The 18,973-nt window shown below is 62.2% G+C and carries 14 protein-coding genes and 1 pseudogene; 8 read left to right on the forward strand and 7 right to left on the reverse strand.

What is annotated here, in order from left to right:
• Positions 1 to 2: 2 nt before the first annotated feature.
• Positions 3 to 2,042 carry an FUSC family protein gene (locus N2600_RS11515; RefSeq protein ID WP_260298766.1) on the reverse strand — a complete coding sequence of 680 codons (2,040 nt, stop codon included), beginning with the start codon at positions 2,040 to 2,042 and terminating at the stop codon, positions 3 to 5.
• A 97-nt stretch (positions 2,043 to 2,139) separates the two neighbouring features.
• Positions 2,140 to 2,667 carry a hypothetical protein gene (locus tag N2600_RS11520; protein ID WP_222385154.1) on the reverse strand — a complete coding sequence of 176 codons (528 nt, stop codon included), beginning with the start codon at positions 2,665 to 2,667 and terminating at the stop codon, positions 2,140 to 2,142.
• Positions 2,668 to 2,853: 186 nt separating this feature from the next.
• On the opposite strand from N2600_RS11520, the gene N2600_RS11525 reads away from it, so the two are divergent.
• The 3 genes from N2600_RS11525 to N2600_RS11535 all read left to right on the forward strand — a co-directional run bounded on the left by N2600_RS11525 (position 2,854) and on the right by N2600_RS11535 (position 5,298).
• Positions 2,854 to 4,065, forward strand: a complete 1,212-nt coding sequence (locus N2600_RS11525) for an NADP-dependent isocitrate dehydrogenase (protein WP_222385155.1) — start codon at positions 2,854 to 2,856, stop codon at positions 4,063 to 4,065.
• Between the two features lie 71 nt (positions 4,066 to 4,136).
• On the forward strand, positions 4,137 to 4,583 hold the full coding sequence (locus N2600_RS11530; protein ID WP_017964508.1) for a GNAT family N-acetyltransferase: 447 nt from the start codon (positions 4,137 to 4,139) through the stop codon (positions 4,581 to 4,583).
• An 88-nt stretch (positions 4,584 to 4,671) separates the two neighbouring features.
• Positions 4,672 to 5,298 carry a glutathione S-transferase family protein gene (locus N2600_RS11535; RefSeq protein WP_017964509.1) on the forward strand — a complete coding sequence of 209 codons (627 nt, stop codon included), beginning with the start codon at positions 4,672 to 4,674 and terminating at the stop codon, positions 5,296 to 5,298.
• Positions 5,299 to 5,344: 46 nt separating this feature from the next.
• Here N2600_RS11535 and N2600_RS11540 read toward each other — a convergent pair.
• The 3 genes and pseudogenes from N2600_RS11540 to recA form a co-directional block, all read right to left on the reverse strand.
• Positions 5,345 to 6,197: pseudogene (locus N2600_RS11540) on the reverse strand (AraC family transcriptional regulator).
• Between the two features lie 149 nt (positions 6,198 to 6,346).
• Positions 6,347 to 9,001 carry an alanine--tRNA ligase gene (gene alaS / locus N2600_RS11545; protein WP_222385156.1) on the reverse strand — a complete coding sequence of 885 codons (2,655 nt, stop codon included), beginning with the start codon at positions 8,999 to 9,001 and terminating at the stop codon, positions 6,347 to 6,349.
• A 154-nt stretch (positions 9,002 to 9,155) separates the two neighbouring features.
• Positions 9,156 to 10,244 carry a recombinase RecA gene (gene recA, locus N2600_RS11550; RefSeq protein ID WP_003568997.1) on the reverse strand — a complete coding sequence of 363 codons (1,089 nt, stop codon included), beginning with the start codon at positions 10,242 to 10,244 and terminating at the stop codon, positions 9,156 to 9,158.
• A 229-nt stretch (positions 10,245 to 10,473) separates the two neighbouring features.
• Between recA and N2600_RS11555 the strand changes: the two genes are divergently transcribed.
• Together N2600_RS11555 and N2600_RS11560 are read left to right on the forward strand one after the other, a co-directional pair.
• Positions 10,474 to 11,418 carry a carbohydrate kinase family protein gene (locus N2600_RS11555; RefSeq protein ID WP_222294807.1) on the forward strand — a complete coding sequence of 315 codons (945 nt, stop codon included), beginning with the start codon at positions 10,474 to 10,476 and terminating at the stop codon, positions 11,416 to 11,418.
• 86 nt (positions 11,419 to 11,504) lie between these two features.
• Positions 11,505 to 12,431, forward strand: a complete 927-nt coding sequence (locus N2600_RS11560) for a pseudouridine-5'-phosphate glycosidase (protein ID WP_026154171.1) — start codon at positions 11,505 to 11,507, stop codon at positions 12,429 to 12,431.
• A gap of 265 nt (positions 12,432 to 12,696) precedes the next feature.
• Here the strand turns inward: N2600_RS11560 and cckA are convergent, their stop codons facing one another.
• Positions 12,697 to 15,300, reverse strand: a complete 2,604-nt coding sequence (gene cckA / locus N2600_RS11565; protein WP_260298767.1) for a cell cycle histidine kinase CckA — start codon at positions 15,298 to 15,300, stop codon at positions 12,697 to 12,699.
• Positions 15,301 to 15,599: 299 nt separating this feature from the next.
• Here cckA and N2600_RS11570 point away from each other — a divergent pair, with 299 nt between their 5' ends.
• Positions 15,600 to 16,670 (forward strand): flagellar biosynthetic protein FliO, encoded by a 1,071-nt coding sequence (locus N2600_RS11570; RefSeq protein ID WP_260298768.1) that lies wholly within the window; start codon positions 15,600 to 15,602, stop codon positions 16,668 to 16,670.
• Positions 16,671 to 16,932: 262 nt separating this feature from the next.
• Positions 16,933 to 17,688, forward strand: coding sequence for a DUF1062 domain-containing protein (locus N2600_RS11575; protein ID WP_260298769.1), 756 nt, complete (start codon positions 16,933 to 16,935; stop codon positions 17,686 to 17,688).
• 63 nt (positions 17,689 to 17,751) lie between these two features.
• Here the strand turns inward: N2600_RS11575 and dksA are convergent, their stop codons facing one another.
• Positions 17,752 to 18,171: an RNA polymerase-binding protein DksA gene (gene dksA / locus N2600_RS11580; RefSeq protein WP_017964517.1), complete on the reverse strand. Its 420-nt coding sequence runs from the start codon at positions 18,169 to 18,171 to the stop codon at positions 17,752 to 17,754.
• 275 nt (positions 18,172 to 18,446) lie between these two features.
• Here dksA and N2600_RS11585 point away from each other — a divergent pair, with 275 nt between their 5' ends.
• A complete protein-coding gene (locus N2600_RS11585; RefSeq protein WP_170255780.1) occupies positions 18,447 to 18,941 on the forward strand; it encodes a SixA phosphatase family protein in 495 nt (164 codons plus the stop codon).
• The last annotated feature ends 32 nt before the right edge of the window (positions 18,942 to 18,973 follow it).

Consider the following 18,973-nt stretch of genomic DNA (forward strand, 5'->3'; position numbering starts at 1 on the left):
TTCTATCCCTGTTTCGAGCGCGCAATAACCTCGCCCGGTGCAAACGGCAAGACGTCAGCCTGCGGATAGAGCCTTTCCAGCGCCGAACCGATCATTTCGAGCCCCAGCCTGGTGCCCTCGCGCGACAGCGGCAGATGCCGTCCTGTCGTCCGCGATGCCTTGCGCTCGATGAAGAAAGCGGTCGAGCCTTGCGCGGCCGCATCTTTCATCAGCGCCAGATCCGTCGCGATCAGCCTCTTCAGTGCGTCGGCCTCGGCCGGCGCTGTGGAACTCTTCGCCAGGATGCGCGACCAATAAGTGCAGGAGAGGAAGATCGCCAGCGTCTGGCGGATCTGGCCCGGCCGCGTCACCACCGACCAGGACGAGCCGAGCGGCTTGGCGGCCACCGTCACGTCGCGGTAGCAGGCATCGATCTTCTGTGACAGGGCGATCAACTCGAAGCCGCTCTTGCCCTCACCGATCGCGTTCAGCAGGTCCTCCAGCGCCTGGAACCAGCGGGCAAGTGCCGCATCGAGCGCACCCCGGGTGCGGGCCGGAAAGACCAGGAAGGCGACTGCCGTTCCGGCCACCGCGCCGATCATGGTCTCCCCGATGCGCAGCTGCAGCAGGTCGAGCGTCAGCACGCCGGTCATGCCATAGACCAGGCAAAGCACGATCGAGATGAAGAAGGTCATCGTCGCGTAGGAAACCTGCAGGAAATAGAAGGCGAGGAAAATGCAGACGGCCGCAACCGGAATGGCGATCGCCAGCTGCCCCGAAATCAGCGTCGCCAGCACAAGGCCGATCGCGATGCCGAACACCGTGCCGAGCGAGCGCGACAGCGCCTTCATCGCCGTGTCGCCGCGCGAATTGGTGTTGGTGAAAACGAGGAAGGAGGAAAGCACCGCCCAGAACCAGCGTTCGCGCGACAGAAGCAGACCGAAGCCCATGGCGAGCGCCGAGGCGAGCGTGATCTGCAGCGCCGACCGCAGCAGCGGATTGGCAAAGGAAAAGTCGATCTTTTCAGACTGCGCAGTGTCCCTGACGGCATCGATGCCGGCAAAGCCGGAGGTCTGCCCCTCGCCGATCGCCTGCGTTAGCTGCTGCCGCGCCTCGCCGAGCCAGAGAAGCGCCCGCACGGTTTCGCCTTGCGGCTCGTCCCTGATGGCTTCCGCCATGGCGCTATAGGCTGCAAGCTCGGCCGCATCCGCCTCGATCACCGCATGGACGAGTGCGAAGGGCGGCTGGCTCTGGAAGCTCAGCACGATCGCACTCTCGGCGGCAAGATGCGCATCGAAGAGCCGGATCGCCAGCTCCGCGGCGGGATCGGCGGTGGCATCGAAAACCCCGCCGGCCGGGCGCGGAATGAAGGTTTCGGCCATCAGCACCACTTCCTTCAACCGGTCTTCCAGCTGGCGCAGCTCCTGCCTGTCGGCTTCGCCGATCTCGGCGTCACCGGCTAGGGCGGCGAGCTTGAAGAGTATCTGGTTGATCCGGCCGCGCACGCTTTCGAGCGAGCGCAGCAGGTCGCGCCGCCAATCATCCGGCAGGAGCACAGCTCTCACCAGATGCCCGAAGAGCACCGAAACAACGGGGCCGATCGCCACATCAGGCAGCTCGGCAAGAGAAGGCCGGAAATAAGACCCCATGAAATAGGAGGTGAAGGCGAACATGCCGATCGCAAAACCGCGGGGCCCGAAAACGCGGCCCGCCGATGCGAGCGCGATCACCACCAGGAAGACGAGATCGGAGAGAAAACGGCGATCCTCGAGGCCCGCCGCGATGGCGACGACGCCGAGGCTTGCGACGCAACCGAAGAGCCGCGTCACCAGTTGTCGCGTATTGCCCTTGTCGCGAACCGCCACCCCACCCTCGATCGACAGCACGATGCCAAGGCCGAAAGCCGCCGTCGGCAACGGTACGATGAACATCTGGATGGCGAGGAGGACCAAAAAGGAGAAAACGATCGTCAGCGTCACCCGCGATGCCATACGCAGGCGCGAAAGCGCCGGATCGTTGGCAAGCAGCCAGTCGCGGAACTGAAAACCGGAAAACAAATGCAAAAGCCCCTCATGCCGCCCAGGGATCAACAGATACCGCCGCAAGAGCGGAAATCAAACCGCCCGAGATCGAATCCCGATGCTCTTGAATGTCGCTCGCCTATTGGCCCTTGGCAATCAGCGCCATTGTCGCCTTCAGGGAATCGCGTGCCTGCGTTTCGATATTCTCGGTGACAATATCGTCGATGACGGGTTTGCCGCCTTCTTCGACCACGAGGAAATGAACGGTCGTATAGTCCTTGGCGTCAGCAGCGTCCGAGCAGGCGGATTTTTTGAAGCGCACGGCCACCTCCGCTACGCCGTCGACCACAGGCGCTGCCGCCATCGTCAGATCCTCCAGCGGGCAGGCATCCTGGCCGTTGACGATGACGTCGTAGTCGAAGGGCGAAATGCCGTCGTCGTCGATGGCGGGAAACTGCGCCGCCGCCTGGTATTTCGCGACGAAATCGCGGCTGTAGAGATGGTCGAGGCGTCTCGCATCGAAGATGTCGGTCCAGTCGCTGTTATTGTCGGCCCAGTTGCTCTTGGTCGCCTCCATGATCTCCTTCACGGGAGCAATGATGTCGGCGGCGTGACCCTTGCCGGAAAAGGCGATAAGGCTTGCGATAACAACGGCGATTGTCTTCATGGTCGAATATTCCGGGGCAGCAGTTGGGCCGGACACTAGCCGAAATCTGACACTTGGCAATGGCGGCAAAAACGCATTCCGAAACCGGTTGCAGCTTTGCGTTCCCGGTTCACAATGCTATAGCGCTCCTCATCACGTTACCCACCTGGGACCCCGTCCCCATCCAAGCTCGAACGAGGCAGATACATGAACAAGATCAAGGTCGCCAATCCCGTCGCCGATCTCGACGGCGATGAAATGACGCGCATCATCTGGCAGCTCATCAAGGATAAGCTGATCCATCCGTATCTTGACCTCGACATCGACTATTTCGACCTCTCGGTCGAAAACCGCGACGCCACCAACGACCAGGTCACCGTCGACGCCGCCAACGCCATCAAGAAATACGGCGTCGGCATCAAGTGCGCGACGATCACGCCGGACGAAGCCCGCGTCAAGGAATTCAACCTCAAGGAAATGTGGAAGAGCCCGAACGGCACGATCCGCAACATCCTCGGCGGCGTCATCTTCCGCGAGCCGATCATCTGCAAGAACGTGCCGCGCCTGGTTCCCGGCTGGACCAAGCCGATCGTCGTCGGCCGCCACGCGTTCGGCGACCAGTACCGCGCCACCGATTTCAAGTTCCCCGGCAAGGGCAAGCTGACGATCAAGTTCGTCGGCGAAGACGGCACCGTCATCGAGAAGGAAGTCTTCAACGCACCGGGCGCCGGCGTTGCCATGGCCATGTACAACCTCGACGAATCGATCCGCGAATTCGCGCGTGCTTCGATGATGTACGGCCTGATGCGCAAGTGGCCGGTCTATCTGTCGACCAAGAACACCATCCTCAAGGCCTATGACGGCCGCTTCAAGGACATCTTCGAGGAAGTCTACGAGAGCGAATTCAAGGATCAGTTCAAGGAAGCCGGCATCACTTACGAACACCGCCTGATCGACGACATGGTCGCCTCGGCGCTCAAGTGGTCGGGCGGTTACGTCTGGGCCTGCAAGAACTATGACGGCGACGTCCAGTCCGACACCGTCGCTCAGGGCTTCGGCTCCCTCGGCCTAATGACCTCGGTTCTGCTGACGCCCGACGGCAAGACGGTCGAAGCCGAAGCCGCTCACGGCACGGTTACCCGCCACTACCGCCAGCACCAGAAGGGCCAGGAAACCTCGACGAACTCGATCGCCTCGATCTTCGCCTGGACCCGTGGCCTGGCGCATCGCGCCAAGCTCGACGACAATGCCGAGCTTGCCCGCTTTGCCGCGACGCTCGAAAAGGTTTGCGTCGACACCGTCGAATCCGGTTTCATGACCAAGGACCTGGCGCTGCTGATCGGCCCCGACCAGCCGTGGCTCTCGACCACTGCCTTCCTCGACAAGATCGACCAGAACCTGCAGAATGCCATGGCGTAAGCCGGCCTTTCCGAGATAACATCGAAGCGGCGGGGATTTCCCCGCCGTTTTCATTTTGGGAGAATGAACCGATGACGGCCATCCTGCGACCGCTCGAATCCTCGGACCGCGCCGCTTGGGAACCCTTGTGGGAGGCCTATCAGCGCTTCTACGAAGTGGTCATCCCGCCCGAAACCACCGATCTCACCTGGGCTCGTTTCCACGATCCTGACGAACCGATGCATGCGCTGGGCGCCTTCGACGAAGACGGCCATCTTGTCGGCATCGTCCATGCCATCTTTCACCGCTCCTGCTGGCTGCCGCAATGGACCTGCTATCTGCAAGATCTCTATGTCGACAACAGCCACCGCGGGCTCGGCACCGGTGCCGCATTGATCGAGGCCGTCGCCGATCTTGCCCGCGCAAACGGTGCAGGCCGACTCTATTGGATGACGCACGAAACGAATGCAACGGCCCGCCGGCTCTACGACAGGATCGCCGAGCGCTCGGGTTTCATCCAGTACCGCAAGACGCTTTAAAGGCCTGGGGTTGCACAAGGGCCCCGCCGCACTATTGATTCCGGGGAACGGCAAGGCCGCAGAATAACGGGAACACGAGGAGGATCTCATGACTGAAGATTTGGTATTCTATACGAACCCGATGTCGCGCGGCCGCATCGCGCGCTGGATGCTGGAGGAGATCGGCCAGCCCTATCGCACCGAACTCCTGACCTTCGGCGAGACCATGAAGGCGCCGGAATATCTCGCGGTCAATCCGATGGGCAAGGTGCCGGCAATCCGCCACGGCGATACCATCGTCACCGAATGCGCGGCGATCTGCGCCTATCTCGCCGAGACCTTCCCCGAAAAGGCCCTGGCGCCGAGGCCGGAGGAGCGCGCCCGCTATTACCGCTGGATGTTCTTTGCCGCCGGTCCGCTCGAATCGGCGGTGACGATGAAGGCGCTCGGCTTCGAAATTCCGAAGGAACGCCTGCGCATGGCCGGCTGCGGCGGTTTCGGCGATGTCATGAACACGCTTGAAATGGCGGTCTCGGGCTCGACCTATGTCGCCGGCGAGCGCTTCACCGCCGCCGACGTCTATGTCGGCGCCCATATCGGCTGGGGCCTTGGTTTCGGCAGCATCGAAAAGCGCCAGGCCTTCGTCGACTATTTCGGCCGCATCAGCGAGCGTGAGGCCTACAAGCGCGCGAATGAGTTGGACAACGAGGCAGGCAAGACGATGCAGGCCGCTTGACCCTGAAACCGGCGCGGCTGCCAGACCGCGCCGGGGATATCCGCCGTCAGACAAGCGGCATGTGAATGTCCGTCAGAAGCTCGGTCGGCGGCACCTCGCGCGGATTGTTGAGATACTCCTCGAACATGACCCTGTCCTTCAGCTGCCGACCGGATTTCGGCAGCCATTCTGCAAAGAGCCATTGATAAGACTTGGGCATATTGGCATAGGGACCCTTGTGGCGCAGCACCGCATAATCGCCGCCGTCGATCGTGCGCCGCTCGAACGGCGCCGCCGCCGGCACGTCGGCAGCGCCGGTGACGCAGGCGATCGAGCGACAGCTTTTCCTCCGGCACGATATCGGGATCGTCGAGATAGATGCCGATCATCCGCATCTCGGGCTTGGCAAGGCCGCGGGCGTAAAGCGTGCCGAACAGCGTCTCGAAGGCTTTGTCGATATGCATGTAGGAACCGGTATGAAGCACACCGATCAGCTCGATCGGTCCGATCTCACGTATGGTAACGTTTAACATGACTTTGGTCTTTCCGTTGGGTGAGGGTTCAAAGGCTGTGTGGCTTCCCCCTTTCCGACAGCGCGCCGGCGGCATGCCGTAGACCGACTTGAAGATACGATTGAAGGATTGGAGATTGGGATAGCCTGATCGCTTCGCAATTTCGCTGACGGCAAGCTCCGTGCGGACGATCTCGCCCGCCGCGTGATGCAGCCTGAGCCGCTTGACGGTGGCCGCCAGCGTCTCACCGTAGATCGCCCGGTAGATCCTGTGCCAGTGATAGCTCGACATGCAGGCGATCTCGGCAAGCCGCTCCATATCCAGCTCCTCGTCGAGGTGGTCGTGAATATAGGCCGAAACCCGTCTCAGACGGTTTTCATAAAGTACCCATGCCGTTTCGCCATTCATGTCGGAACCTCGTGCAAATCGATCGGCTTGAGAGAACCATAGTCCGATTTGACAAATCCTGCGGAAATTGGCTCTGGGCTTTGAATCAGAGAACGAAAAAAGCGGAAGCCGAGCCTCCGCCTTTCGAAAATCACTGGTGAACCGGCAGTTCAGCCGGCAAGTGCCACGGCAACCGCCTCGATCGCTTCGTCGGCCTTCGAGCCGTCGGGGCCGCCGGCCTGCGCCATGTCCGGGCGGCCGCCGCCACCCTTGCCGCCGAGGGCGGCCGAGGCGATGCGGACGAGATCGACGGCGCTGTAGCGCTGCACCAGATCCGGCGTTACCGCGACGACGGCACTTGCCTTGCCGTCGTCGGAAACGCCGATCAGCGTGACGACGCCCGATCCGATGCTGGTCTTGCCGTCATCGGCAAGACCTTTCAAATCCTTGGGATCGACGCCCGAAATCGCCTTGCCGAGGAACTTGATGCCGGCGACTTCGCGCACGGCATCGACCGAGCCGCCCTGCCCGCCACCCATGGCGAGCTTGCGCTTGGCGTCAGCCAGTTCCTTTTCGAGCTTGCGGCGCTCGTCCATCAGCGCTTCGACACGCGACAGCACTTCGCCGGGCTGCACCTTCAGCGAGGCGGCGAGCGCCTTCACGCGTTCGTCCTGTTCGGCCAGATATTCGCGTGCCGACTCGCCGGTGACGGCCTCGATGCGACGGACGCCGGCGCCGACGGCGCTTTCGCCGAGAACGCGGATCAGGCCGATCTGGCCGGTGGCCCCGACATGCGTGCCGCCGCAGAGTTCGATCGAATAGGGCTTGCCGGCCTTGGCGCCGCGCACGCCCTCGCCCATCGCAACGACACGGACCTCGTCGCCGTATTTCTCGCCGAACAGCGCCATCGCGCCTTCGGCGATCGCATCGTCGACGCTCATTAGCCTCGTGGTAACCGGCGAATTCTGCAGCACGATCTCGTTTGCCATGTCCTCGACGATCTTCAGTTCCTCGGCCGACATCGGCTTCGGATGCGAAACGTCGAAACGCAGGCGCTCGGGCGCCACCAGCGAACCCTTCTGCGCCACATGAGTACCGAGCACTTCGCGCAGCGCCTCATGCAGCAGGTGGGTCGCAGAGTGGTTGGCGCGCAGCCGCGACCGGCGGGCATGATCGACCGTCAGCACGACGGCGTCGCCGTCCCTGACCACACCGTCGACGACAGTACCCTGATGCACGAACAGGCCTTCGCCCCTCTTCTGCGTATCTGAAATCTCGATCTTGCCGTGGTCGGACGAGATCACGCCGGTATCACCCATCTGTCCACCCGATTCGCCGTAGAACGGCGTCTGGCTGACGACGATTTGCACCTTGTCGCCGGCCTTGGCCTCGGTCGAAACCGCGCCTTCTTTGACGATCGCCTGCACGACGCCTTCAGCCGTTTCAGTGTCGTAGCCCAGGAATTCGGTTGCGCCGTGTTTTTCCCTGAGCTCGAACCAGACGGTTTCCGTCGCCTTCTCGCCGGAACCGGCCCAGTGCGAGCGGGCTTCGGCCTTCTGGCGCTGCATCGCATCGGTGAAGCCGGAGATGTCGACGCCGATCTCACGGGCACGCAGTGCATCCTGCGTCAGATCGAGCGGGAAGCCGTAGGTATCGTAGAGCTTGAAGGCGGTCTCACCATCCAGCATGTCGCCCTTGGAAAGATCCGTCGTCGCGTCCGACAGAAGCGACAGGCCGCGTTCCAGCGTCTTGCGGAAGCGGTTTTCCTCCAGCTTCAGCGTTTCCGAGATCAACGCCTCGGCGCGCACCAGTTCCGGATAGGCGCGGCCCATCTGCTGCACCAGCGTCGGCAGCAGCTTGTAGACCAGCGGTTCCTTGGCGCCGAGCAGCTGTGCATGGCGCATGGCGCGGCGCATGATGCGGCGCAGTACATAACCACGGCCCTCATTCGACGGAAGCACGCCATCGGCGATCAGGAAGGCCGAGGAACGTAGGTGGTCGGCGATGACGCGGTGGCTGGCGCTGCCTTCCGCCTTGACGCCCATCGTGTCCTCGATGGTGCCGATCAACGTGCGGAAGAGATCGGTGTCGAACACGCTCTGAACGCCCTGCAGAACGGCGGCCATACGCTCCAGGCCCATGCCCGTATCGATCGACGGGCGGGGCAGCGGGTTGCGAACGCCGGGTTCGGTCTGCTCGAACTGCATGAAGACGAGGTTCCAGAACTCCAGGAACCGGTCGCCATCTTCCTCCGGGGAGCCCGGAGGGCCGCCCCAAACATTCTCACCCTGGTCGATGAAGATTTCCGAGCACGGGCCGCAGGGGCCGGTATCGCCCATCTGCCAGAAATTGTCGGATGTCGGGATGCGGATGATCTTGTCGTCGGAAAAGCCGGCGATCTTCTTCCACAGCGTCGCAGCTTCTTCGTCCTCGGAATAGACGGTCACCAGCAGGCGGTTCTTCGGAAGGTCGAAGCCTTCGGTGACGAGCTTCCAGGCAAGCTCGATCGCATTCTCCTTGAAATAGTCGCCGAAGGAGAAGTTGCCGAGCATCTCGAAGAAGGTCAGGTGGCGTGCAGTATAGCCGACATTGTCTAGGTCGTTGTGCTTGCCGCCGGCTCGCACGCATTTCTGCGAAGACGTCGCCGTCGAATAGGGACGCTTTTCGAGGCCGGTGAAGACGTTCTTGAACTGCACCATGCCGGCATTGGTGAACATCAGCGTCGGGTCGTTGCGCGGCACGAGCGGGCTCGACGGAACGATCTCGTGGCCGTTCTTCTTGAAATAGTCGAGGAAGGTCGACCGGATATCGTTCACGCCGCTCATGCTATGCCCTTCAATGCTGCCGGAGGCAGGTAAATACAAATCCATCGGCTTTTAACGTTCGCCTCCGCCACTGTCCAGCAGACAAACAAAGCCGGCCGCATTCTCATCAGGGAATGCGGCCGGCTTTGATGTTTGAAAGAACCGAGCGTGAAAATCACATTTCCGCGGCGGAGTCGCCATCATCCGGGTCCGGTCCGCCATTCTGCAGGAAGCGGTCGGCAATCAGGCCGGCATTCTGACGCAGCGACAGTTCAATCTCGCGGGCGAGATCCGGATTGTCGCGCAGGAAGGTCTTGGCGTTTTCGCGGCCCTGGCCGAGGCGCTGGCTGTTATAGGAGAACCAGGCGCCCGACTTTTCGACGATGCCGGCCTTGACGCCGAGATCGACCAGTTCGCCGGTCTTGGAAACACCCTCGCCGTACATGATGTCGAACTCGACTTGCTTGAAGGGCGGCGCCATCTTGTTCTTGACGACCTTGACGCGGGTCTGGTTGCCGATCACCTCTTCGCGCTCCTTGACCGCGCCGATGCGCCGGATGTCGAGGCGCACGGAGGCATAGAATTTCAGCGCATTGCCGCCCGTCGTCGTTTCCGGCGAACCGAACATGACGCCGATCTTCATGCGGATCTGGTTGATGAAGATCACCATGGTGTTCGACTTCGAGATCGAAGCGGTGAGCTTGCGCAGCGCCTGGCTCATCAGTCGTGCCTGCAGGCCGGGAAGGCTGTCGCCCATCTCGCCTTCGATTTCGGCGCGCGGCGTCAGGGCCGCGACGGAGTCGACGACGAGAACGTCGACCGCGCCGGAGCGCACCAGCGTATCGGTGATTTCGAGCGCCTGCTCGCCGGTATCGGGCTGCGAGATCAGCAGGTTCTGCAGGTCGACGCCAAGCTTGCGGGCATAGACGGGATCGAGCGCATGTTCGGCATCGACGAAGGCGCAGATGCCGCCCTTCTTCTGCGCTTCGGCAATCGTCTGCAGTGCAAGCGTCGTCTTACCGGAGCTTTCCGGTCCGTAGATTTCGATGATGCGGCCCCTCGGCAGGCCACCGACGCCGAGCGCAATATCGAGGCCAAGCGAGCCGGTCGAGATCGTCTCGATCTCGACAACGTTCTCGTTGGAGCCGAGTTTCATGATCGAGCCCTTGCCGAACGACCGCTCTATCTGTGAGAGTGCCGCTTCAAGCGCCTTGCTTTTGTCCACCGATTTGTCCTCTACCAGCCGCAATGAATTCTGAGACATCCCATCCACCTTTAGGTTATTGAAGCCGCTCTAGCAATGTCGAGTTTGTACTTCATTTGTTCCATTCTCGCAATAGGCGATCAAACAGTTGAAAGAAAAAGGTAAAACGACACGTGTTCTGCATTTGTTTTATCGATAAAAAGCAACGGCTTAGGCCAGAAATGCCGACTCGGCCGCGGAAGGGCGCGCTGTATCGATTCGTCCTTCGGGCATCGGGAGAGCGGATCGGATGAAGAAAAAGATTCTTGTTCTCGGCGGCGCCCATATCGACCGGCGCGGCCGCATCTCCGGCGAGACGGCGCCTGGCGCCAGCAATCCCGGCACATGGTTCGAGGAGCCGGGCGGCGGCGGCTTCAATGCGGCGCGCAACCTCTCAAGGCTCGGTTTTCAGGTGACTATGATCTCGCCGCGCGGCGGCGATCCGATGGGCGAGACGGTTGGAGAAGCTGCCGATTTCGCCGGCATCGACGACCGGCCCTTCGTCTTCCTCGACCGCAAGACGCCGAGCTACACGGCGATCATAGAGAAGGACGGCAATTTGGTGATCGCCCTTGCCGACATGGATCTTTACCGCTTCTTCGTGCCGCGGCGTCTCTCCATCCGCTGGGTGCGAGAGGCCTTCGCCGCGCATGATTTCATCCTCTTCGACGCCAACCTGCCGGAAGAGACGGTCGCGGCGATCGTCGCAAAGGCGCATTCGCTAGGCAAGCCCGTTGCGGCAATCGCCATCTCGCCGGCCAAGGTCGTCAGGCTGAAACCCTGCATCAGGAATATCGACTACCTGTTCCTGAATGAGGCTGAAGCCGCCGCCCTTGCCGGTGCACTGCCGGAAGACGCCGCCGGCTGGCCACCTTTGCTGAACGAGATCGGCATCCGGAACGCCGTCGTTACTCGCGGTCAGCGCGAGCTCGTCGCACTTTGCGAGGGCCGCGCCGTAACACTGCAGCCGCCGATCGCCGACACCGTCGCCGATGTCACGGGTGCCGGCGATAGTCTTGCGGCCGGCACGCTCGCCGCCTTGATATCAGGCCTGCCGCTCGAAGAAGCCGTTCGTCACGGCACCGCAGCCGCCACCCTGACCGTCCAGTCGCGGCATGCCGTCAACGAAAATCTGACGCCCGATCTGCTGAATGAGGCGCTTGCCCTTGTTCCGAAGGTCAGAATTCTGCATTGAAGCGGCCAATTAAATAGTTGAGCATGATGTCGTCCGAAAACCGCTCGCACCTCGACATCATGCTCTGTCGATCACAGGACAAGACCATGACCAAGCCCATCTCCCCTCTTCTGCCGATCGCCTATTCGAAAGAAGTCGCCAGCGCCAAGCAGCGCGGCGCGCCACTGGTGGCACTGGAATCGACGATCATTACCCACGGCATGCCATATCCCGGCAATATCGAGATGGCCCGCAGCGTCGAGGCGATCATCCGCGAACAGGGTGCGGTGCCGGCAACGATCGCCGTCATTCACGGCACGCTGCATATTGGCCTTGAAGCCGGAGAACTGGAGCAACTCGCCAAGGCGACCGAAGTGATGAAGGTGTCGCGCGCCGATCTCGCCTTCGCCATCGCCGAGCGCCGCACCGGCGCCACCACAGTTGCGGCTACGATGATCGCGGCGGCGCGCGCCGGCATCCGCGTCTTTGCCACAGGCGGCATCGGCGGCGTGCATCGCGGCGCCGAGGAAAGCTTCGATATATCAGCAGATCTCGAGGAACTCGCCCGCACCGGCGTCATCGTCGTCTGTGCCGGCGCCAAGGCGATCCTCGACATTCCGAAGACGCTGGAAGTGCTGGAAACCCGCGGCGTGCCTGTCGTCACCTATGAGAGCGAGGAATTCCCCGCCTTCTGGTCGCGCTCCTCGGGCATCCGCAGCCCGCTGTCGCTGAACAGCCCGGCCGCCATCGCCAATTTCCAGACGGTGCGCGAGCAGCTCGGCGTCGACGGCGGCATGCTCGTTGCCAACCCCGTGCCGGAGGCCGACGAGATCGCGCGCGAGGAGATGGAAATCTATATCGAGCGGGCGCTTGATAGCGCCGAACGCGACGAAGTGACCGGCAAGGCGGTCACACCCTATCTGCTCTCAACCATTTTCGACCTGACCGACGGCCAGAGCCTCAAGACCAATATTGCGTTGGTTGAGAATAATGCGCGGCTTGCGGCTGAGATTGCGGTGGCGCTGGGTGAATGAGCGGTGATGGGGCTGGGGCCAGCATGGCCTTCAAAACGGGCATGCCGTGTAAGCCCCCTCTGCCCTGCCGGGCATCTCCCCCACAAGTGGGGAGACGACAAGCTGCGAGATCTTCGCATCACATCAACGTCTCGCCGAGCTGCAATGAATATTTGGTTGGGGAAGCCGGCGCGCCCAGCCGATCTCCCTCCTTGTGGGGGAGATGCCCGGCAGGGCAGAGGGGGGTGCGGCACGGCACAACGTGCCCTCCGACGCCCACCGCCCCTCACCCGTCCAACGTCTCCTTGACCACAACAGCTAGCTGCTTCAGTGAAAACGGCTTCGGCAAAAATCCGAATTTCGCCTCCGGCGGCAGATTGCGGGCGAAGGCATCTTCGGCATAACCCGAGACGAAGATGAACTTCATGTCGGGATAGGTCTTACGCAGCTCGCGCAGCAGCGTCGGGCCGTCCATTTCGGGCATGACGACGTCGGAGACGACGATGTCGACCTTGCCGTCGAGTTCTTCCAAGATGGCCAGCGCCTCGACGCCCGAGCCCGCCTCGTGCACGGTATAGCCGCGCGTTTCCAGCATGCGTTTGCCGCCGCGGCGCACCGCCTCCTCGTCTTCGACGAGAAGGATGACGGCCGATCCGGTCAGGTCTTCCGGCTGCTGCGGCGACACCGGCAGCGGCACCACTTCGGCGCCGGCGATGGCGCCGTCGATCGAACCCGCTTCTGCCGCCACTGCCGGCTCCGGGATGTGGCGCGGCAGGAAGACGCGGAAGGTTGTCCCCTTGCCGACTTCGGATTCCGGCTGGATATAGCCCCCCGACTGTTTGACGATGCCGTAGACCATGGCGAGGCCAAGTCCCGTGCCCTTGCCGACATCCTTGGTGGTGAAGAAGGGCTCGAAGATCTTGTCCATGATCTCAGGCGCGATGCCGGTGCCGTTATCGGCGACTTCGACCAGCACCATGTCCTCGGCCGGCATGTAGGAATAGTTGAAAGCCGAGACCTCGGCGGCGGTCAGATTACGGGTGCGGAGTGTCAGCGTGCCGCCGTCGGGCATTGCGTCGCGGGCATTGACGCAGAGATTGATCAGCACCTGCTCGAACTGCGAAAGGTCTGTTTTGACAGGCCAGAGGTCGCGGCCATATTGCACGTCGAGCTTGACATTGGTGCCGGAAAGCAGCCGGTCGACCAGCATGCGCAAGTCGCCGACGACATCGGTGAGGTTCAGCACTGAAGGCCGCATCGTCTGCTTGCGCGAGAAGGCGAGCAGCTGGCGCACCAGCACGGCGGCGCGGTTGGCGTTGCGCTTGATCTCTATCAGGTCTGCAAAGCTGGCATCGGCCGGCCGCGCCTGCAGCAACAGGTGGTCGGCGGAAAGCAGGATCGCCGTCAGCACGTTGTTGAAATCATGCGCGATGCCGCCGGCAAGCGTTCCCACAGCATTCATCTTCTGCGTCTGCGCCATCTGCGCTTCCAGCGCCTTCTGCTCGGTCACCTCGACGGCATAGACGATCGCCGCCTCCTCGGGCGCCTCGTCGCTCTGGTCGATGACGGCATTGACATAGAAGCGGAAATAGCGCGCCTCGTCGGTCGGCGTGCGGGTGTCGAGGGGCGCGATGTCGCCCTGCCGGTCCTTGGCCGCCGCCAGCGCCGCGGCCAGCTGCGGCCGGTCGCTCTCCTGCACGATGGTTTCAAGATGCGGCGCCTTTTCGAGATCATCGCGCGAAACCACGCCGGAGAACATCTTCAGGAACGGCGCATTGGTCCGCAAGATGCGCCCGTTGCCGTCGACCGAGGCGATCGCCATCGGCGTATTGTTGAAGAAGCGCGTGAAGCGCATGGCGGCGGCCGAAGCGGACTGGCCGGCGGCATCGCTCTTTTCACGCGCCAAAACGATCGTCCGGCTTTCGCCGGGCGCGCCGTCGCGCATCGAGGTGACGCTATGGACGATCTGCACCGGCAGGCTCTGGCCGTTGCTCTTGCGCAGGTCGAGATCGAGCGTCACGGTCTTCTTGAGACCCGGTTCGGCCTGCACCGACTGGATCAGCGCCAGTCCCTCGCCCGCCACGACGTCGCCGATCGTCATCGAGCCCGGTACGAATTTGGTGAGGTCAAGGCCCAGCCATTCGGCAAGCGTCGCATTCAGGTAGAAGATCTCACCCTTCCTGCCGGCGGAAAAGAAGCCGGCCGGCGCGTGGTCGAGATAATCGATCGCGTTCTGCAATTCCTTGAAGAAGCGCTCCTGGTCGTCGCGCTCAGTGGTGATGTCGGTGATCTGCCAGATCTGCAGCGGTTTGCCGCCGTTCTCCTCCGGCCGCAGCAGCCGCGCCTTCAGCCGGTACCAATGCGCGCCGGAGCTGTTGCCGCCAGGCCCGACGGCGCGCAGCAGGCGAAATTCCTCCCGGCCTTCCTTGCCCTCGCGCAGGCCGTTGACCAGCCTGTAGAGCGCCTCGTTGGATTCGCGGTGGCGCGACAGCAACGTTTCCAGCGTCTGCACCTCGGTCGCCTTGCGCGCGCCGGTCAGCGCGCCATAGGCGGCATTGGCATAGATGATCCGGCCCTTTTCGTCGGTGATCAGTGTACCATCGGGATGGCTGTTGAGGAAAGCGCGCGCCAGGCTGTCGGATTGGCGCTGCGGCATCACCTCGATGAAGCCGATGACCGAGGATACCAGGAAGAAGATGCCGACCATGGCGAGCACGCCGAGACCGCCAAGCACGACCTCGTTGTCGAGCGATTTTTTGAAGAAAACGAAGGCGCCGGCAGCCGCGATCAGCACGAGCGCCAGCAGAAGAATGCGCAAGACCGTGCCAGAACGCCCCCCACGATCCACAAGCGGTGCGTTATAGTCGTCGGCCTGACGCGGTTTCGTCATATATTCCTCACATAAGCCCTCCTGCTTCGTAGCACGAACACGAAGCAGGAATCAGGCACTCTTTACCTTCTTAGCAATTTGCCGCGTCGGCAAAAACACCGCTAGCCGGCAAGACTGCTTGAATTCACAGGCAACAGCGCCATCTGCCCCGGAAGCCAACGCTGCCACCCGTGCGCAAGGTCGCCGGGTGCCAAGCAGCGGAACACGAAATCGCGTTCTCCCGTGACTGGACAGCACCGGCGGCCCTTGCCTAAGGAACGGAAAAGTCGTCAATATGTGCCGAATGCGAAATGGAGTAAGTGACTATGTTGGATGATGTTGTCGGAGCTTATGGCAGCCGTTTCCTGCTTGCGGCCGGTGGCGTCGGTCTGGCGCTTCTCGTGCTCATCATCGTGCTCTGGGTGATCCGCAGCCGGGCGCCCTCGCCCTTCGTGCGCGGCGGCCGCAATCGCCAGCCGCGCCTGCAGGTGCTGGATGCCGCAGCCGTCGATGCCCGTCGCCGGCTGGTGCTGGTGCGCCGCGACGACGTCGAGCACCTGATCATGATCGGCGGCCCGAGCGATATCGTCATCGAAAGCCGTATCTTGCCGGCAGCGGCCGAACAGCCGGACGGCGCCAGCCGCCCGCAACCCGTCGAGCAGCGGCCGATATCCGTCGCGCCGCCGGAAATGCCACAGGAAACGCCACCGGTTTCGCCACCGCGCCCACCGGTCGCAGCCCGCGTCGAGCCCGCCGCCGAGCCCTCTTTCGCTGCGCCGGCTTCGCCAGAGCCGCGCCCGCGCCCAGAGCCATCGACCCAACCGCCTGTCCAGCCGGCCGTGGCACCGCCGGTGGTCACGAGCCCTCTTCCGGCAGAGCCGGTGACTGCTCCGCTGTCGGCCGTCGAACGCGACAATCTTCGTGCTGCCCCGCCCCAGCCACGCCCGCCGGAGCGTCCCGCCGCTCCCCCAGCGGCGCAGCCCGCACCGTTCCACGATACCTCAAGTGCCGCCGAGATCCTCGAAGCCGCCCGTCAGCGCGTGCTGCCGCAGCACCGCATCGAACCCGAGGTCTCCGCCCCGCCTGTCCAGGAGATGCCGGCGGCCGCACGCGCCGCACCTGGTAGCGCCGAAGACGATTCGGCTACGCAGTCGGCAGCAGCGAGCCGTCTTGATTTCCAGCGGGTGCTGGAACAGGAAATGTCGAACAATCTGACGGCTGAACGCATCGTGCCGGCGCCGGCAAACCAGGCGCCCCGGCACGGAGCGCCGCACCCCGGAAACCTGCCGCGCCGCGATCCGGAAATGGCCCCGATCACCGGCGCCGATACCGATCTGCAAAAGGAAGTCGCCCGCATCTTCGGCGAGATGAGCGTCAACCGCGACAAGTGAGCGGAAACGCAGTCCGGCTTCAAGTTGCATAAAAGCCGCAATGCGGCGACTTTCAGTTCCCGATGTGTCAGGGGGCTCCATCTTGTGCTGATAATTTGTTATCGCTTCGGTTGAAGAGCATTGGCGCGTCGAGGTCATACTTTGCCTAAGTAAATACCGGTCTCACTCCAGTTTCACCCGTACTGCCGGACAGCGACACGCTGACGGCGTATGAACACGTTCATCGGGTGGTGGCGAGAGACCGGTCTGGCATTGTTACAATGTGCCATGTGCAGCTCCGCTGTCTCAGCTCTTCAGTCGCCCACAACATCGCCACACCGCGCCCGTAGGGGTTTTCTCAAGCACCATCCTGGTGGACTTCCGAACGGAAGACCAACACGATATGTGCAATACCCTTCGGGTCCGATGGACCATTCTACCGAAAACAGCGCCCCAGCCCTGGATTGTATGCAGTGGCTGCGGGGGCCTCAGAGCTTTCCGATGCAGTGACAAGATCCGGCTCAACGCCAATGGCCGCACGCTCGATGCCTGGCTTATCTACAAATGCTCGACCTGCGAAAAGACGTGGAACCGTCCGATCTTCGAGCGTCGCAATGTTCGCGATATCGATCCCACAGTCTTCGAGGCATTACAGTCCAACGATCCGGATTGGATCCGGGCAGAAGCGTTCAACCTCGAAGCTCTCAGGCGCAAGTCGCAACGCGTCGACGAGTTTGCCGAATTTGAAATCGCAAAAGAGATGCAGCAGGACATTGCCAATTGGACGAGACTGGAAATCGAACTGATGGTCCCGTTTCCATCAAGCACGCGCCTCGACCGCCTGCTGGCGTCCGAGTTGCAAGTTTCACGCACCCGGCTACAAGCTCTTCACGATGGTGGCATGCTACGGACGGATTCGAATCGAGCCGACGTTTTGCGGCGGCGGATCAAGAACGGCACCAAGCTTGCAGTCGACGTCACCGCCGAGACCGGCCGGGAGCAATGGTGGAGGTCTGTGGCGACCGGAAGCGCACCGTAATTGTAAAAGGCGCCGCGATCGGATCGCGGCGCCTATTCTGCTCTCATGCCTGCATGAAAACTCTCATTCGTCGCGATAGACTTTTTCGCGGCGTTCGTGACGCTCCTGCGCCTCGATCGACAGTGTCGCGATCGGGCGGGCGTCGAGGCGCTTGAGGCCGATCGGTTCGCCGGTTTCCTCGCAATAGCCGTAGGTGCCGTCTTCGATGCGCTGCAGTGCCGCATCGATTTTGGAAATCAGCTTTCTCTGCCGGTCACGGGCGCGAAGTTCGATCGCCCGATCTGTTTCCGACGACGCTCGGTCAGCGAGATCAGGATGGTTTGCGCTTTCCTCGGCCAGATGGTCGAGTGTCTCGCGCGCTTCTCTAAGGATATCATTTCTCCATGCAACCAGCTTGGCCCTGAAATAGGCACGCTGGTTTACGTTCATGAACTCTTCCTCTTCCGAGGGAACGTAATTGCTAAGATCGATCTTCTCACTCAACGCGATTCTCCTGAAGAACATCTCATCTGGCGGGGTGTATATCCCAAGCGCTAGCCGCGATTCAAGCCAAATACGACAGGTAAACAGATTTTTAAATCTGTCACAGTTTTCGGCTAAGAGACTATTTTCTCATCATTATTCCGGCCTGCGTTTTTTGCTTCGCCTTCAAAACGCCGTGTTATCGGCCGCGTTTTGGGCAGCTGGAGCAGCGCTGACGGTTGACGCCGGCCGATTGCAACCGCTACTGAAAAGGCCCGCTGGATCTTGGATTGGCCATGACCGTACCCCTGCCTCCGCCCAACCGCGTCTATCTGCTGCGTCACGCCGAGGCCGCCGGGGCCGAACCCGGGCAGCGCGATTTCGACCGGCCGCTCAACGAAAAGGGCTTCGGCGATGCCGAAATCATCGCCGATAAGACCGCCGACAAGGGCTACCGTCCCGATCTTCTGATCAGTTCTACGGCGCTGCGCTGCCGCGATACCGCCGATGCGGTGTACCGGGCGATGGGCCTTACGCTCGAAGTTCGTTATGTCGACGCGCTCTATAACGCCACGGTCGACAACTATCTCGAGATCATCGATTCGCAGGACGAGGCTGCTGTCATGCTGGTCGGCCACAATCCGACAATGGAGCAGGCGCTGGAGGCGCTGATCGGTCACGAGGCTATGGCAGGCGCCCTTCCCGGCGGCTTCCCGACGGCAGGCCTTGCCGTCGTCGATTACGACGCTTCCGCCGCCGTCTGGCGCCTCACCGATTTCGTGGTCGTCTGAAGACTTTCGCGCCGCTTCTTTCGCGGGCGGCG

Origin of the sequence: Rhizobium sp. WSM1274, assembly GCF_025200775.1 — a bacterium.
GTDB lineage: Bacteria > Pseudomonadota > Alphaproteobacteria > Rhizobiales > Rhizobiaceae > Rhizobium > Rhizobium leguminosarum_I.

What these genes read in the sequence shown, in the direction of transcription:
- N2600_RS11520 (WP_222385154.1), bottom strand. Translation starts at nt 2,667, where the DNA reads ATGAAGACAATCGCCGTTGTTATCGCAAGCCTTATCGCCTTTTCCGGC.
- N2600_RS11525 (WP_222385155.1), top strand. Translation starts at nt 2,854, where the DNA reads ATGAACAAGATCAAGGTCGCCAATCCCGTCGCCGATCTCGACGGCGAT.
- N2600_RS11530 (WP_017964508.1), top strand. Translation starts at nt 4,137, where the DNA reads ATGACGGCCATCCTGCGACCGCTCGAATCCTCGGACCGCGCCGCTTGG.
- N2600_RS11535 (WP_017964509.1), top strand. Translation starts at nt 4,672, where the DNA reads ATGACTGAAGATTTGGTATTCTATACGAACCCGATGTCGCGCGGCCGC.
- alaS (WP_222385156.1), bottom strand. Translation starts at nt 9,001, where the DNA reads ATGAGCGGCGTGAACGATATCCGGTCGACCTTCCTCGACTATTTCAAG.
- recA (WP_003568997.1), bottom strand. Translation starts at nt 10,244, where the DNA reads ATGTCTCAGAATTCATTGCGGCTGGTAGAGGACAAATCGGTGGACAAA.
- N2600_RS11555 (WP_222294807.1), top strand. Translation starts at nt 10,474, where the DNA reads ATGAAGAAAAAGATTCTTGTTCTCGGCGGCGCCCATATCGACCGGCGC.
- N2600_RS11560 (WP_026154171.1), top strand. Translation starts at nt 11,505, where the DNA reads ATGACCAAGCCCATCTCCCCTCTTCTGCCGATCGCCTATTCGAAAGAA.
- cckA (WP_260298767.1), bottom strand. Translation starts at nt 15,300, where the DNA reads ATGACGAAACCGCGTCAGGCCGACGACTATAACGCACCGCTTGTGGAT.
- N2600_RS11585 (WP_170255780.1), top strand. Translation starts at nt 18,447, where the DNA reads ATGACCGTACCCCTGCCTCCGCCCAACCGCGTCTATCTGCTGCGTCAC.